Below are 15057 nucleotides of genomic sequence, written 5' to 3' on the forward strand. Positions count from 1 at the left end.
ACACACCGAAGCCCCGCCTAGGGCGGGGCGAGGGTGAGGACGCTATTTAGCTCTTGGTGATGGACTGGTACTCAGGTACGGACTTCCAGGTGAAGACCACGCCAGAGACAGCCTCAGAGGAGCCACCGGTCACGTTGGAGTACCACAGTGGGATGGAAGGCAGCTCGCGCATCAGGATTGCCTGTGCCTGCTGGTAGAGAGCGATGCCTGCTTCTGGGGAGTCAGCGTTTGCAGCTTCCTTGAGGAGTGCGTCGAACTCTGCGTTGCTGTAGTCACCGTCGTTGGAGCTTGCGCCGGTTGCGTAGAGCGGAACCAGGAAGTTGGAGACCAGTGGGTAGTCTGCCTGCCAGCCGGTACGGAATGCACCGGAGATGGTGCGGTTGGTGACGTCGTCACGCAGGGACTTGAAATCTGGGTAAGGGTTGCCGATCGCGTCGATGCCCAGGTTGTTCTTGAGCTGGTTGGTCACAGCGTCAACCCATGCCTGGTGGCCACCGTCGGAGTTGTAGGAGAGGGTGAACTCACCGGACCATGGGGAAATGGCGTCAGCCTGTGCCCACAGCTCGCGTGCACGCTCTGGGTTGAACTCCAGCACGTCGTTGCCCTCGATGGCATCGGAGTAGCCGTCCACCACTGGGGAGGAGAAGTCGGTTGCTGGGGTGCGGGTGCCCTGGAAGATCTTGTCGGTCACCTCGTTGCGGTCGATAGCCAGGGAGATTGCCTGGCGGCGCAGCACGCCCTCTTCGCCGGAGAAGTGCTCCAGCTTCTCAGGGATGGTGAAGGACTGGAAGATAGCCGCAGGCTGGTTCACAGCGCGGTCACCGAGCTCGGACTCGAACTGGGAGAATGCGGAGTCTGGCACTGCGTCGAGCACGTCCAGGTTGCCGGCCAGCAGGTCTGCGTACGCAGCGTCCTGGGAAGCGTAGAAGACGAACTTCACGCCGTCGTTCTGAGCGGCACGTGGGCCGTCGTAGTTCTCGTTTGGAACGATGGTGAGGTCAGAGTTGTGGTTCCACTCGAGCAGCTTGTAAGGGCCGTTGCCCACTGGGTTCTCGCCGAATGCCGCGTAGTCCTCAAGCGCCTCTGCAGGCAGTGGGTAGAACGCGGAGTAGCCAAGTCGAGTTGGGAAGTCAGACTCTGGCTGGGTGAGCTCAACGGTGAAGGTGCGCTCATCCACAACCTGGAGACCCTCCATGGATTCTGCGCCCTCTTCGTAGCCGAGGATTGGCTCGAAGAAGTAAGCGTTGAGCAGGGACTCACGCACTGCGTGGTTCCAGGTGTTCACAAAGTGCTCGGCGGTGATCGCAGTGCCGTCTGCGAAGGTAGCACCCTCGATCAGCGTGATGCGGTAGGTCTTCTCGCCTTCGAGCTCGATGGACTCGGCGAGCTCGTTGTGAGCCTGGCCTTCGGAATCGTAGTAAACGAGGCCGGAGTAGATGAGGTCCACAATGCGGCCGCCGCCGGTCTCGTTGGTGTTCGCTGGGATCAGTGGGTTCTGTGGCTCAGAACCGTTCGCCAACACGTAGTTCGTGCCGGAATCCGAGGATGCAGCGTTCTCCGAGTTGTTGCTGGAGCAAGCGGCAAGGCCAAGTGCCAGGGCGGCGGACATGCCCACCGCAAAGGTCTTCTTCAGGGTCATAAGTGAACCTCATTCTCTATGAACTACGGGACAAGAGGGATAATAATGCGTGACGTACGTCATGCAAGCCGGTGAGGGTCCAAAACACATCACAATAACTATCAAACAGCAGGAAATGCGCCGTTTACCTAGAGTTCATTTCACCCATCGCCGCAGCTCACGGGCGTAAACCCGGGAATCCTGAGCCATTGGCCACTATTCCCACAAAAAGCCACTACAGGGGTACATTTCCCTACCCCCGAATCACATGCACCCTTTCCCACGGCAACTGCGCGAAATGCTCCTTTTCTTGGCAAGCCCACATCTCCCAATAAGGTTTGTAATAGGGATCACGAGCCAAGGCACGTTCCCGGCGCACCTGTTCGGGGGCAGTGAGCACCACTGCGAACGTCTCCCCCGCGTCCAGGGACTCCGAAGATATCGCCCCCACCCCCTCAATGATGAGATGCTCGTAGTCAAGATCCACCCACTCACCGCGAACGTTTTGTTCCCAATCCCAACGCCAGAAACCCCGCCTCCCCAGGACGTCTCGCACCACCATGTCACGCGCAGCTGCAAGACCACCCCAACCGGGATAAAAATCATCCAGGTGAACCACGGGCCAGCTAAGCACCGCCCCAAGCTGCCCAGCGAACGTTGTTTTCCCGGCGCCCGATGGCCCGTCGATAAGCACAATCATGCGCCGAGGAACCGGAAGGAGCCTGTGAGCACCGCAGTGGTGAGGGCGGTGGTGGAAATGGCGGCGCAACCAGCGATGAGCGCGTAATCAACGGCGGCGAAGGAGGAAGGCCGGGCGAAGGTGCGAGTAGAGGAACGCCCAAAACCACGGGCCTCCATGGCGGTGGCCAGCTTCGACCCCCTGCGCAGCGCCAACACCAACAGGCCAAATGCCATGGAGAAAGCGTTTTTAATGCGGCCCTGATCCGCGATGCCGCGGGCTCGGCGGGCACGTGCAAGGGACTGCCAATCGCGCTGAAAGAGCGAAATCAAACGGGTGGAGGCCACAGCGGCGATCACGAAGCGGCTCGGGAGCTTGAGGATTTGCGCGAGGGCGTCGCCGAGGCGAGTGGGGTCGATGTTTCCGAGCAGCACCACCACCGGCAGGCCCACGGCGAGCACACGAACCATAATCGCGAGTGCCAACTGCAGGGAATTGTCCGTGATGTGGGCAAAGAGAAACGACGCGTACTCCCTGCCCTCAGGCCGTCCGTAGAGCGCCATCGAAATACCTGCGATCGGCGTAGCCACTAAGATCGGCACGCCGCGGCGCAGAAGCGTTGCCCAGCCGACGCCCAACAGTGGTGCGCACAGCACCGTACACGTGAGCGCCACCACCGCAGAGACAACATCCACGCTCAGCAGCAATGGCGTGGTGAGCACCGCGAGCCCAATGATCCTTACCAAGGGGTTCACAGCGCCACCACCTTGTCCCCCATCGCGCGGCAGTACAAGGGATCGTGACTAATGGAAATCACCGTTGTGCCCCTGTCTGTGAGCTCACGCAGCAGGCCCACGAGCTCGCGGAAGGTAGTACGATCCTGGCCAAACGTGGGCTCGTCCAAAAACACCACTTTCGGAGAATTCACCAAACAGGTGGCAACGGACAGCCTGCGCTTTTGCCCACCGGAGAGCGTAAAAGGATTCGCTTTGCCCAGGTGTGCAAGACCCAAACGGGCAAGGAGGTCACCGCCCTGTCCCCCTAGCTCATCTTCTACCGACGCCGTCACGAATTGGTGCTCAGGGTCTTGGAACACATAACCAAAACGCTGGGCAAGCTGAGCCGACTTCCACTTCCACGGGTCCGGCCCCAAATCCAGGTTCACGCGGACCTGGCCACTTTGTGGTGGTAGCAATCCGGCGAGCGTGAGCAGCAGGGTTGATTTTCCCGCACCGTTTGGCCCAGTGATCACCGTTGAAACTCCTTCAGGGAAGTGGAGATTCAAAGGCCCGGTCACCGGAGCGTCCCACCCGACCACGAGGTCCTGGGTTTCAATCACAGCGGGAGCATCCTTAGCAATCGCAGGCGGAAAATGCGGGTCCTGCCCGGGGATCCACACGCCTTGCTCAGCAAGCCATTGCCCGTGCTCAGCCAAGATCTCTTCCGGCGGCCCCATGATCACGGAGCCAGTTTCAGTGAGCACCATGAGGGTGCCTACCTGCTCAATCCAGGTAGACACCCGGTGTTCCACAATGATGACAGTGGCATCCACCGCAGCCACCGCTCGCACCACTTCTTCCACTCCCGTGGGGTCGAGGTTCGCAGTTGGTTCGTCCAGCAGAACGATGTCAGCCCCCATCGCGAGGACCCCTGCCAGCGCGAGACGCTGCTTTTGGCCGCCGGAAAGCTGCGCTGTTGGGTGGTCTAGCGGCAGGTCCAGGCCCACCTTCTGCAGGGCAAGCGGCACCCTGCGCCAGATTTCCTCTCGCGGCACCTGGAGGTTTTCGCAGCCAAAGGCCACGTCGTCGCCAACCTTGGAAGCGATCACCTGGGAGTCGGGGTCCTGAAGCACCATGCCAACGGTGCCGGTAGCTGCGATTTTGCCGAAGTGCTCGCCTTCGTCGTCAAGCCCCGCTATTGCAGCGAGGAGTGTTGATTTGCCCGCTCCGGAGGGCCCCAGCAGCAGCACTCGCTGGCCTGGGCGAATATGGAAGTCTAGCCCCGTGAATGCAGGGTTTTTGCGGCTGGCATGGCGGTACCCATAGCCAAGCGCTACAACTTCACCAGGGATCACACCAGTTCCCGCGCCTCACGGCCTGCGGCGAAACGGTCCAAGGCGCCAGTCGCGGCCAAAGCCTTGACCAAGAAGTACGCCAGACCACCGGCGAGGATGATGCCGGAAATGGCCATCGTGGAGAGGTAGGTGAGATTGAAAGCCAAGGACTTTGCGTAATTTGCGCTGGTCACAAGCTCCAGCAGGAAGGCACCTACAGCGGCACCGACGCCGGAAAGCGCCGCAACAACCAGGCCAAAGCGGCGGTACGCGAAGATCAAGAAGAGGATCTCGGCACCAATGCCCTGGGCAAGACCCGAATACAGGGTTTCAATCCCCCACTGGTTGCCAATCGCCGCACTCACCGCGGCTGCCAGCACCTCAACATATATCGCGGCACCCGGCTTGCGAATCACCAGGGCACCAATTGGCCCGCCGATCAGCCAAATGCCAGTGGCTATACCCCCGAAACCAGGTGTTAACGCGTCCGCGGCGGTGTACCACGCGTAGCCAATAGAATTCCAAATCCAAAACAGCAATCCGCAGGCAATGCCCAAAACGGAAGCAATGAGGATATCAATAACACGCCAACGTTGCATCGTTCACTCCCTATCGCCGGTATTACCCGGATCAGGTTCAACGGTCTTTCTCAGCCCACTTTTTGAGCACCCGTAGAACTAATTTCATGTTTATATCACAGGAACAAAAGCAGTGAAAGCGCCATCACTGCCATGCCCCCGATCAGCCCGTAAATAGCGGTGTGGTGTTTGCCTGTGGCCACCGCGGTAGGCAGAAGCTCGTCCAGGCAGATAAACACCATGATGCCTGCCACCATGCCAAACGCCACCCCCAGCGCAACCGGACCCAAAAATGGCAAGAGAATAAGGTATCCAACGAGTGCCCCCGCGGGCTCCGCAAGGCCGGAGATGAACGCCCACCAAAAGCCCGCTTTCCTGGACCCGGTTGCCTCCCGCATGGGCACAGCCACCGCAATACCCTCCGGGATGTTGTGAATTGCAATAGCAACGGCCACGGGCAATGCAATAGACAGGTCTGTAAGGCCCGCCAGGAAGGTGGCAAAGCCCTCCGGAAAGTTGTGAATACCAATTGCGATGGCGGTGAGCACACCCATCTGCTTCATGGCGCGCTTACGCTGCTCCACCCCCTGCCGCTCATGTGGATTGATGGCCGTGGGAACCAGGCGGTCGATCACAGCGATCAGCAAAATCCCGGCAAAGAAACATGCTACCGCTGCCCAGTTCCCGGGCACCTCCCCCAATGCAGCGCCCAGTTCCTCGGTGGCCTTGGGCAAGATCTCCATGAAGGAGACGTAGAGCATCACTCCGGCGGAAAACCCCAACGTGGCGGCGAGGAAACGGTCAGTGGACCTTTTGGTGGCAACGCCAATTGCCCCGCCAATCCCCGTGGAAAGCCCCGCAAACAAGGTGAGACCAAACGCAAACAAGACTTCCATTCCGCAATTACATCACAAAGAGTGCGCTCTATGAGGAATCTGCTTTCCCAACGCATAGAATGAGCGGGACGAATCACCTTCAAGATGGGATGTAATTGTTATGGCCGGTGGACTCGCTGCCCTGCTTGATGACGTCGCGCTGATCGCGCGCACCGCAGCGGCAAACGTTGACGATGTGGCGGCCGCTGCCGCAAAAACTTCCGCGAAAGCTGCGGGTGTGGTGGTAGACGACGCCGCCGTGACCCCGCGTTTCGTGCAGGGCGTGCAGCCCGCCCGCGAGCTGCCGATCATTTGGCGTATCGCCAAGGGCTCGATGTTCAACAAGCTCGTGATCATCCTCCCCATCGCGTTGGTGTTGAACGCCATCGCACCGTGGGCGCTCACCCCGATCCTGATGGTGGGCGGCGTGTACCTGGCCTTTGAGGGTGCAGAGAAAGTGTGGGAGCTGGTCTCCGGCCAGCAGCATGAAAAAGAGGACGAGGCAGGCGCCAAGGACGAAGACTCGCTGGTCCGCGGCGCAATCACCACGGACCTCATCCTTTCCGCGGAAATCATGGCGATCTCCCTCAACGAGGTGGCTGACCAAACCATCTGGATGGAAGCTGCCGTGCTGATCACCGTGGCAATCGCGGTAACCGTGGGCGTCTACGGCGCCGTGGCGCTGCTGGTCAAGATGGATGACATGGGTCTGGCGCTCACCAAGAAAGAAAGCGGAGCTGCTCAGCGCTTTGGCCGCGGCCTGGTTTCCGCAATGCCAAAGGTGCTCAAGGTCATTGCATTCATCGGCATGTTCGCCATGCTCTGGGTTGGCGGCCACATCCTCCTCGTGGGCCTCGACGAGCTCGGCTGGCACGCTCCCTACGGCTTTGTCCACTCCATGACGGACAAGGTGGAGCACCTGGGCGGTTTTGTGATGTGGCTGGTAGACACGTTCTTCTCCCTCATCTTCGGCCTCATCGTGGGCGCGATCGTAGTGGCCATCATGCACTTCATTCCGCACAAGAAGCACTAACATGAGCGGCACTGCGCTGATCATTGAAGGCGGCGGCACGCGAAACAGCTACCTGGCACCCCTGGTGGAGCTGCTTATCGACGCGCGCCAGGACTTCGGGATGGTTGCGGGGATCAGTGCGGGCTCGTCGCTGGCCGTAGCGTACTTATCCAGGGATGCGGAGCGGGCCAAAGCCAGCTTCATCGACATGGTGGTAGACCCGCGGGCAGGGGGCTTTGGTTCTTGGCTGCGCGGCCAAGGGTATTTCAACTCGCGCTTCATCTACGAGGAATCCACCAAAGGGCCCTACCCCTTCAACTTTGAGGCATTCCGGCAGCATCCCAGCGCAATGGACATCAGTGCAATGCGCGCGGACACCGGGGAGACAGTGCATTGGGGCAAACAAGACTGCCCCACCGTAGACGATCTTGTGGTTCGCGTACGCGCAAGCTCCACCATGCCCCTGTTCATGCCGATCACCCACATTGATGGCGTGCCATATGTTGATGGCGCCCTTGGCGCCTCCGGCGGCCTGGCCCTAGACGCGGCCAAAGAGGCTGGCTACGAGCGTTTTGTGGTGCTGCGTTCGCGGCCTCGCGGGTTTCGTCGGAAGCCGAGCTCCGCTGGGCGAGTGCTGCGCCGCTACCCCGCGGTTGCGCGCGCTGTGAGCACTCGCCACGAGCGGTACAACGCCACCGCCGATGAGATCGACGCACTGGAGCAAAGCGGCGCGGCGTATGTGTATTACCCGGAGCGCATGTTGATCGGCAACTCCGAGCGCAAATTAGCAAAGCTGCAGGCAAACTACGAAGCCGGCGCTGAACAGGCGAAACGCGAAATTGATGCCCTGCTCGGGTGGGTATGAACTGCGAAACTCGTTCAATCTAAGCTCCACCAAGTTTTGCTGATACAGATGATCTACAATTTTTATCTGCCGCCGGCTCGTGTGGCTCAGGCAACGTGAGTTGATCCAGAATTCGTGCGCAATAGCAAAACACCCGGCAAGTATTTCAGTATGCATTCCTCCAATAGTCTGTAGGCCATCAGATGCTCGATCAAAGAAGCAGGCACGCCTACGGATTGAAAGTCTTCAGTGCGCCCGCCTCTTGCACTATCGCCTCGAACTGTGCTTCCGGGACCTGGTTCAACAGGTGGAGCGGTGACTGGTTGCCCCCAATCGCGTTTGTAACCAGGTTTGGAAGTGGAGTCTGCCACCAGTCCAGCAGCGCCCTCGCTTTGTCAGTCCCATTCAGGTGTGTGCACGAAGAGAGGAGCTCTTTGTTGATCTCAGCAAGGGCGTCAATGATCTTTCCGCCGCGGAACTGGAAGGAGGGATAATACCTCAGGCCTCCTAATTCAACCTCAATGACTACTTCATGGCTGCGGTATGCGCGAAGAAGGCTTTTCTGAGCTGCCCGTTTAGCTGCTGCCCACTGTTCGGGTGTGCGAGACTTCGCCGTGGGCCTCGGCTCCGCAAAAGTAAGAGTTGCACGAGTTTGAGCCGCAGTGAGGATGTCTACTCGGTCAAGCAAACTAGCGGCAACCATTGGTCCACGATCAATGTGAAAACCCCTATCCCAAAGGGGGTTCTGCATCCAATTTTGTGGGAATCCCAGTTGCCCGATGCCAAAACCAAGGTCGCGGGACCGCTGCTCGATATATCTAACGAGGTCCGCCACGCTGTTGTCAGCGGGATCGATGCTCAACAGAAGGTATCTCATCACAAGGAGCACGCCGTAGAGCTTGTTGTTCACCCTATTATCAACGAGCGGAGCAAGGAGATCCTCGTTGCTTTTGCGTGCCTGACCGGGCGCGTCAATTAGGACGTCAAAAGCGCGATTCCACACACGGCCATAGTGAGCGCAAATGTTGCGCAACTGTCTGAGGGAATTAAGCCAGTTGGCCAGTGCGCCGCGATCTCCACGACCATCGGCGGAGTGGACTTGGAAGCGTGCAGCGAGAATCTCCTGGTCAGACTGTGGCATTAGTTTGTAAAGGTTACTCAGCAGTCCGAATGACATCACCTCCGTGGCCACCCAAATCGGTAAGTGAGGGCCGTAATGCTCACGAAAGTGAAGAACGAAGTCTCCTTTCGCGCGTCTCTCGTGGCGGTCGTATTCTTCGAGCCATTCGCAGTAAGCGGTGGTCGGTACAGTGCGCAGCAGCGGTGACTCTTGTGGAGCCCGCGTCATTGCGCCTAAAGCCTCAGGATCGCGGTGCGCGAATGTGCCGATCCTACCGAGTCGGTGACCGATGAAAAAACGGAACGCCGTCTCGATGATACTGAGCGCGTCCCCGAGCCTGCCGCGGAGCTCGTGATCAAACTCATAGAGCGCCACGACACGGGTTAGGCTGGTCCCAGGTAAGAACGTGTCCAGACGGATCTCTTGGCCAGCATCATTGAACCGGGGTCCAGGAGGCTCAGGGGGGTCACGGTAGATGTGCCAGTACCCCGAGAGCCGATAATATCCGTATTTTTCGAGGATGCTGGACGCGTACACGTCATCGCCGCAGTCCATGCCACGCGAACGTAGTCGGCGAATCTGTTCGGGGACACTTAGAAAAGGTTTCGCATAAGAACTATCCGGAGTCGTCACGCAATCATCACCCTCGTGTCCCCAGACACCGGGGCGCGGACAAAAAAGAACAGACCCGCGTCTCATCGCGAGAAGCAAGCCTGTCGTGTTGGTTCAAGTCTACACCCTGTGCCCGCTTCAGGTCAAGGAAGCGGGTCAGCTCTACCTGGTGGTTCAATGCGATGCACCGCGCCGTAGGTTTATTCATCGACAACCAGACCTGATAGTCGCTGTAAGTAGCCTCTCCCGGAGGCCTCGCCCCCATCGAACCAAGTGAATGGGTGACGTTCGGCCAGAATAGCAGGAAGAAGCGGGTGCCCTTGTAGGATCGGAACCTCCCATTCGTCCCATCTACAGATATCATCGAAACCATCCGATACAACGTCCCAGTCGTCGTCCCCGATCAGGTAAAAGTCGTCATCATCATCGACGGCACCCTGCGACGGGATCCGTTCGAAGAGTTCAGGCATGTCCTTTAGCAACGACTGCGCACCATCGAGTGCTGCGCCGATCAGAATCTCGTCGATTAGAGGCCCTGTACGGTCAAAGGGAAGCGTGCCCGCCTCGATTTCGTTTGAGATGACTCGGCAGCGTTGCTTGACACCTTCTACCCAGGCCCGATTCTCCCCCACAAGCATCATGACGCGAAGATCGAAATGGCAAAAAGGAGCAACTTCGTGGAGTGGTGCACTCGGATCCTGCAGCCACTCCGCAATCTCACCATCGGCCCAACTGTCCAGCTCGACAGCTATTGCATAAGCTTGCCGTGGCGTAAGCCGAGGCGAATTTCGCCATGAACTCGTGAACGCCTCAGCCGATTTTACGAGCGCTCGCTCGAACGCAGAAGTACCCTCGAGAACGTCCCCACAAGCGATCCGAGTTTTCACACTAACCGAGTCAGGGTCAGATTCCCAGCGTCGCCAAGTCGCGAGAGAGACCTTAGCCTGTCGAGCTGCGTCGGCTTGGGTCAGTTCAAGTTCAATACGACGTTCAGTACGTTCACTACGTTCACCCATAGCGTCAGAATACTGAGTACTCAGCAAGTAGTCAATCATCAGCTAGTAAAGCGCCTGGTTCCTAGGCATTGCACCCTGGTCGAGCCCCCGCCTCGACCGACAGCACCTAGCTACACATTGAACTTGAACTCCACCACGTCGCCGTCAGCCATCACATAGTCCTTGCCTTCTTGGCGGACCTTGCCTTGGGCTCGGGCTTCTGCCATGGAGCCGGCGGCGTCGAGGTCATCAAAGGACACGATCTCGGCCTTGATGAAGCCACGCTCGAAATCGGTGTGAATGACGCCGGCTGCCTTTGGGGCGGTGTCACCCTTGTGGATCGTCCAGGCGCGCGTTTCCTTGGGGCCGGCGGTGAGGTAGGTCTGCAGGCCCAAAGTGGCAAAGCCAGCCTTAGCCAGAGAGTGCAAGCCAGGCTCGGTTTGGCCAACGGACTCCAGCAGTTCCATGGCTTCTTCTTCGTCGAGCTCCAGCAAGTCGGTTTCCGTCTTTGCATCCAAGAACACCGCATCCGCCGGAGCAACCAGTGCCCGAAGTTCAGCCTTGCGCGCGTCGTCAGTGAGCACTTCCTCGTCGGAGTTGAACACGTAGAGGAACGGCTTGGCGGTCATGAGGTGCAGTTCGCGGATGAGCGAGAGGTCGATCTCGCCGTTCTTGGCCGCGGAGAACAGGGTGCGGTCATCCTCCAGGATTTCCTTGGCTTTTTGCGTTGCGGACACCACTTCAGCAAGGTCTTTGTTTTTCTTCGCGTCCTTTTCCAGCCGCGGCAACGCCTTCTCAATGGTTTGCAGGTCCGCGAGGATGAGCTCGGTGTTGATCACGGAAATGTCCGTGGAGGGGTCCACCTTGCCGTCCACGTGAATCACGTTGTCATCGGCGAATGCGCGGACAACTTGGCAGATGGCATCGGCTTCGCGGATGTTCGCCAGGAAGGCGTTGCCCATGCCCTCGCCCTCGGAAGCGCCCTTCACGATGCCGGCGATGTCCACAAAAGAGACGGTTGCGGGCAGGATTCGCTCAGAGCCGAAGATTTCGGCGAGCCGGTTCAGGCGGGTGTCCGGCAGCTCCACCAAACCGACGTTGGGCTCGATCGTGGCGAAGGGGTAATTCGCCGCGAGGACGTCGTTGCGGGTAAGGGCATTGAAAAGGGTGGACTTGCCCACGTTAGGCAGGCCGACGATACCAAGTGTAAGACTCACAAGGGGCTATCCTAGCAATCTTTTCTTGCACTTTTCCCCGCGGGACTGCGCACTCCCCCAACTTTTGGTTTCCCACTTGTTGGGATTAAAACCGTTTATACAGTAGTTTTAGGCGTACCTTCACCTCTTCACAGTCCTGCAACCACCCTTACACGCAGGCCACTGTGTGAGGGCACGCGCTTACCCAGGAGCCCACCAAGCACCACCGAGCAAGCGCCTGAAACCTGAAAAAGCATTAATTTGAAAGGTTGGCTCATGGAAACTCAGAGTCAGCGCCGCGAAACATTCTCCTCACGGTGGGTGTTTATCCTCGCAGCTATCGGTTCCGCTGTGGGCTTGGGCAACATTTGGCGCTTCCCCTACGTAGCTTACGAAAACGGTGGCGGCGCATTCCTTGTGCCCTACTTCGTGGCACTTCTTACCGCCGGCATCCCACTGCTGTTCCTCGACTTTGCATTGGGCCACCGCTACCGCGGCTCCGCGCCACTGGTGTTCCGCCGCTTCCACCCGAAAGCTGAGGCTGTGGGCTGGATCCAGGTAGGAATCAGCTTCTTCATCACCGTGTACTACGCCGCCATCATCGCTTGGGCCGCCATTTACACCGTAAAGTCCTTCAACCGCGCCTGGGGTGCGGACACCAACACCTACTTCTTTGCAGACTTCCTGCAATTCGATGAAACCGCTGCGTTCTCCTTAGACTTCGTGCCATCGATCACCCTCGCCCTGGCACTCGTGTGGATTGCAGCGATCGTAGTCTTGGCGATGGGCGTGGACGCTGGCATTGGCCGCGTGTCCAAGTTCTTCATGCCGCTGCTCACCGTGCTGTTTATCATCGTGGTGGTGCGCGCGCTGTTCTTGGATGGCGCAATCAATGGCCTCAACGCCTTCTTTACCCCGAACTGGGAAGCACTGAAGAACCCCACCGTCTGGGTTGCGGCCTACGGCCAGATCTTCTTCTCCCTCTCAGTGGGCTTCGGCATCATGCTCACCTACTCCTCCTACCTCAAGCCGCGCTCCAATCTCACTGGTACCGCGCTCACCACTGCGTTCGCAAACTCTTCCTTTGAAGTGCTCGCAGGCATTGGCGTGTTTGCAACGTTGGGCTTCATGGCGCTGAGCCAAGGCGTTGCCGTGGATGAGGTGGCTACCTCCGGTATTGGCCTGGCTTTTGTAGCCTTCCCTGCCGTGATCAATGAGATGCCGTTTGGCGCGCTGTTCGGTGTGCTCTTCTTTGGCTCCTTGACAATCGCCGGCTTCACCTCCCTGTTCTCCCTGTTCGAGGTTGTGGTCTCCGCCGTCAAGGACAAGCTGAACTTGCCGCGCAAAACCACCGCTATTGCAACTGGTTTGCTCATGGCCGTGATTTCCTTGGTGCTGTTCTCCACCACCTCCGGGCTTGCCTCGCTGGATATCATGGACAAGTTCACCAACAACATCGGCATCGTGGCCATCGCCTTGATCTCCATCATCGTGATCGACTGGATTTTGCGCCGCATCGAGGAATTCTCAGCGCACCTCAACATGGTGTCTTCCTTCCAGGTTGGCACCATTTGGCGCATCTGTGTGATCAACGTGACCACCCTGGTGCTCGGTTTCACGCTGTTCCAGGAGATCGCCGGACTGATAGCAGAACCTTACGGTGGATACACCACCACCCAACTTGGTTGGTTTGGTTGGGGCGTGATTGGCCTGATTGTTGTGGCATCGCTGGTGCTGAGCATGCTCTCTTGGCCAAAAGACACCCCAATCGACGGCCCTCCTGGCTCGGACTTCGGCGTGGAGCCAGTGCTCACCCGCATCCCTGGCAAGCCACGCAAGTACGACCCTCAGCGGGTAGCCGGCTTTGCAGTTGAGCAGTACCGCAAGACTCGAGAGGAGAAATAACCATGTCCGGTATGGCGATCATGATGATGCTGCTGTTCATCGTGGTGATCTGGGGCGGGTTCGCCTTCTCCCTCACTTCCTTGATGAAGCACCCTGATGAAACCTCCGGCCAACTCGGTGATGCCGAGTACGCCACCGATGAAGTACTCATTGCCCAGGAGGAAGCAAAATAGTGCGCAATAGTGCAAAATGGTGAGCTGTGAACGCTCCCAATGCACCTCAAACGCCTCATGAAGACGCCCCGAATTCGAGCGCTACTACCAACGCGGATTCCGGTGCGGAACGTGAGGCGTTTTTGCATCCCAGCGACTCTCCCTCGGCGGAGCAAGCGGAGCAGGTGTTTGAAGAACTGGAGGCCGCAGGTGGCGAGGTTGACCGCACTGAGGTGATCGCGGACGGCGTGCGGGTCCTCGCGCAATGGAGCCTGCGCCTGCTGATTATTGCCGCCGCGACCTTTGCCAGCTTCTACCTGATCCAGCAATTCTGGCGCGGCCTGCTGCCGCTCATTTTGGCCCTGATTGTGTGCACCGTCTTGTGGCCGCCCACCTTAGCGTTGCGGAAAGCCGGCTTACACCCCGGTGTGGCAGCCCTGCTCACCATCCTGGCCTCCTTTGGTGCCTTTGGCACACTCATTTGGATGATTGCCCCAGACATTGGGCGGCAATCCCAAACCCTGTATTTCCAAGCGTTCGAGGGAATCCAGACGCTGCAGATCTGGGCACAGGGCCCGCCACTGAATCTGGACGCTGACGAACTCAACCAGCAAATCAACCGCGCGGTGCAATGGGTGCAACAGCGCAGTGGCTCCATTGCGGGCGAAATCTTCTCAGGCATTGGCGCTGCCACGAGTGCACTGGTCACCCTCGGTATGGTGCTGGTACTGACCTTCTTCTTCCTCAAAGACGGCGACCGCTTCCTGCCGTGGCTACGCTCAGTTGTGGGCCGCCGCGCAGGCTGGCACCTTACTGAGTGGCTCACCAGGTCTTGGATCACCCTCGGCGGCTTCATCCGAGCGCAGGCCATCGTGAGTTTGGTGGACGCAGTGTTCATTGGCCTGGGCCTGGTGATCGTGGGCGTACCAATGGCTTTGGCGCTTGCGGTGCTCACCTTCATTGCCGGGTTTGTGCCGCTGGTTGGCGCCTTCGTTGCCGGCTTCCTGGCGGTACTGGTGGCGCTGGTGTCACTCGGTGTCACCGAGGCGATCATCGTGCTGGTGATCATCATCGTGGTACAGCAGCTAGAGGGCAACATCCTCTCCCCTATGCTGCAGTCCAAGGCGATGGACCTGCACCCTGTGATCATTCTGTTTTCAGTGACCGTGGGTGGCAGCCTCTTCCAGATCGTGGGTGCATTGCTGGCCGTGCCGTTTGCAGCCATGGTTGCGGTGCTGCTGCGCTACCTCCAGGACATGACGGCGCTGCGAAGTGGCGAAAAGACGGCCGACCAGATCGAGTTCGCTACCTTCGCCGGCTCGATGTCCGGCAAATACGGCGAGGAAGCCGGCAAAGTTCGCGCCGCCAGGCGCAACCGGATCACCGATGCCTCTGATCGCTTCACGCAATTGTTCGGA

The 15057-nt window shown here is 58.9% G+C and carries 13 protein-coding genes, 1 pseudogene and 1 riboswitch; of the genes and pseudogenes, 5 read left to right on the forward strand and 9 right to left on the reverse strand.

Annotation, left to right across the window (positions count from 1 at the left end; all coding sequences use genetic code 11):
- Window positions 1-46: 46 nt before the first annotated feature.
- The 6 genes from NQ050_RS02565 to zupT all read right to left on the reverse strand — a co-directional run bounded on the left by NQ050_RS02565 (window position 47) and on the right by zupT (window position 5824).
- Window positions 47-1639, reverse strand: a complete 1593-nt coding sequence (locus NQ050_RS02565) for an ABC transporter substrate-binding protein (protein ID WP_257037706.1) — start codon at window positions 1637-1639, stop codon at window positions 47-49.
- Window positions 1640-1871: 232 nt separating this feature from the next.
- Complete coding sequence (locus tag NQ050_RS02570; protein ID WP_257037707.1) at window positions 1872-2318, reverse strand: hypothetical protein; 447 nt, start codon at window positions 2316-2318, stop codon at window positions 1872-1874.
- Entirely contained in the window at window positions 2315-3052 is a 738-nt protein-coding gene (locus tag NQ050_RS02575; RefSeq protein WP_257037708.1) for an energy-coupling factor transporter transmembrane component T, read from the reverse strand. Before NQ050_RS02575 ends, NQ050_RS02570 begins: the two co-directional genes overlap by 4 nt.
- Window positions 3049-4368, reverse strand: coding sequence for an ATP-binding cassette domain-containing protein (locus NQ050_RS02580; protein WP_257037754.1), 1320 nt, complete (start codon window positions 4366-4368; stop codon window positions 3049-3051). The genes NQ050_RS02575 and NQ050_RS02580 overlap by 4 nt, the downstream gene beginning before the upstream one ends.
- On the reverse strand, window positions 4368-4949 hold the full coding sequence (locus tag NQ050_RS02585; RefSeq protein WP_257037709.1) for an ECF transporter S component: 582 nt from the start codon (window positions 4947-4949) through the stop codon (window positions 4368-4370). The genes NQ050_RS02580 and NQ050_RS02585 overlap by 1 nt, the downstream gene beginning before the upstream one ends.
- Window positions 4939-5033, reverse strand: a riboswitch (TPP riboswitch). It overlaps the preceding gene by 11 nt.
- Window positions 5034-5044: 11 nt before the next feature.
- Window positions 5045-5824 carry a zinc transporter ZupT gene (zupT, locus tag NQ050_RS02590; protein ID WP_257037710.1) on the reverse strand — a complete coding sequence of 260 codons (780 nt, stop codon included), beginning with the start codon at window positions 5822-5824 and terminating at the stop codon, window positions 5045-5047.
- 100 nt (window positions 5825-5924) lie between these two features.
- Between zupT and NQ050_RS02595 the strand changes: the two genes are divergently transcribed.
- Together NQ050_RS02595 and NQ050_RS02600 are read left to right on the forward strand one after the other, a co-directional pair.
- Window positions 5925-6836 (forward strand): DUF808 domain-containing protein, encoded by a 912-nt coding sequence (locus NQ050_RS02595; protein WP_257037711.1) that lies wholly within the window; start codon window positions 5925-5927, stop codon window positions 6834-6836.
- Between the two features lies 1 nt (window position 6837).
- Window positions 6838-7680, forward strand: a complete 843-nt coding sequence (locus NQ050_RS02600; RefSeq protein WP_257037712.1) for a patatin family protein — start codon at window positions 6838-6840, stop codon at window positions 7678-7680.
- Window positions 7681-7888: 208 nt separating this feature from the next.
- On the opposite strand, the gene NQ050_RS02605 is transcribed toward NQ050_RS02600, so the two are convergent.
- The 3 genes from NQ050_RS02605 to ychF all read right to left on the reverse strand — a co-directional run bounded on the left by NQ050_RS02605 (window position 7889) and on the right by ychF (window position 11603).
- Window positions 7889-9334: an Abi family protein gene (locus NQ050_RS02605; protein WP_257037713.1), complete on the reverse strand. Its 1446-nt coding sequence runs from the start codon at window positions 9332-9334 to the stop codon at window positions 7889-7891.
- A 257-nt stretch (window positions 9335-9591) separates the two neighbouring features.
- Window positions 9592-10407 carry a helix-turn-helix transcriptional regulator gene (locus NQ050_RS02610; protein ID WP_257037714.1) on the reverse strand — a complete coding sequence of 272 codons (816 nt, stop codon included), beginning with the start codon at window positions 10405-10407 and terminating at the stop codon, window positions 9592-9594.
- A 110-nt stretch (window positions 10408-10517) separates the two neighbouring features.
- Window positions 10518-11603 (reverse strand): redox-regulated ATPase YchF, encoded by a 1086-nt coding sequence (gene ychF, locus NQ050_RS02615; RefSeq protein ID WP_257037715.1) that lies wholly within the window; start codon window positions 11601-11603, stop codon window positions 10518-10520.
- Window positions 11604-11858: 255 nt separating this feature from the next.
- Between ychF and NQ050_RS02620 the strand changes: the two genes are divergently transcribed.
- From NQ050_RS02620 to NQ050_RS02630, 3 genes and pseudogenes are all read left to right on the forward strand, one after another.
- Window positions 11859-13487, forward strand: a complete 1629-nt coding sequence (locus NQ050_RS02620) for a sodium-dependent transporter (RefSeq protein ID WP_257037716.1) — start codon at window positions 11859-11861, stop codon at window positions 13485-13487.
- Window positions 13488-13489: 2 nt separating this feature from the next.
- Complete coding sequence (metS, locus tag NQ050_RS02625; RefSeq protein WP_257037717.1) at window positions 13490-13660, forward strand: methionine/alanine import NSS transporter subunit MetS; 171 nt, start codon at window positions 13490-13492, stop codon at window positions 13658-13660.
- A 164-nt stretch (window positions 13661-13824) separates the two neighbouring features.
- Window positions 13825-15012: pseudogene (locus NQ050_RS02630) on the forward strand (AI-2E family transporter); the annotation flags it as partial.
- Window positions 15013-15057: the final 45 nt, after the last annotated feature.

The sequence above is a fragment of the Corynebacterium sp. 122RC1 genome (assembly GCF_024580955.1).
Taxonomy (GTDB): Bacteria; Actinomycetota; Actinomycetes; order Mycobacteriales; family Mycobacteriaceae; genus Corynebacterium; species Corynebacterium kozikiae.

What these genes read in the sequence shown, in the direction of transcription:
- NQ050_RS02565 (WP_257037706.1), bottom strand. Translation starts at nt 1,639, where the DNA reads ATGACCCTGAAGAAGACCTTTGCGGTGGGCATGTCCGCCGCCCTGGCA.
- NQ050_RS02570 (WP_257037707.1), bottom strand. Translation starts at nt 2,318, where the DNA reads ATGATTGTGCTTATCGACGGGCCATCGGGCGCCGGGAAAACAACGTTC.
- NQ050_RS02585 (WP_257037709.1), bottom strand. Translation starts at nt 4,949, where the DNA reads ATGCAACGTTGGCGTGTTATTGATATCCTCATTGCTTCCGTTTTGGGC.
- zupT (WP_257037710.1), bottom strand. Translation starts at nt 5,824, where the DNA reads ATGGAAGTCTTGTTTGCGTTTGGTCTCACCTTGTTTGCGGGGCTTTCC.
- NQ050_RS02595 (WP_257037711.1), top strand. Translation starts at nt 5,925, where the DNA reads ATGGCCGGTGGACTCGCTGCCCTGCTTGATGACGTCGCGCTGATCGCG.
- NQ050_RS02600 (WP_257037712.1), top strand. Translation starts at nt 6,838, where the DNA reads ATGAGCGGCACTGCGCTGATCATTGAAGGCGGCGGCACGCGAAACAGC.
- NQ050_RS02605 (WP_257037713.1), bottom strand. Translation starts at nt 9,334, where the DNA reads ATGGACTGCGGCGATGACGTGTACGCGTCCAGCATCCTCGAAAAATAC.
- NQ050_RS02610 (WP_257037714.1), bottom strand. Translation starts at nt 10,407, where the DNA reads ATGGGTGAACGTAGTGAACGTACTGAACGTCGTATTGAACTTGAACTG.
- NQ050_RS02620 (WP_257037716.1), top strand. Translation starts at nt 11,859, where the DNA reads ATGGAAACTCAGAGTCAGCGCCGCGAAACATTCTCCTCACGGTGGGTG.
- metS (WP_257037717.1), top strand. Translation starts at nt 13,490, where the DNA reads ATGTCCGGTATGGCGATCATGATGATGCTGCTGTTCATCGTGGTGATC.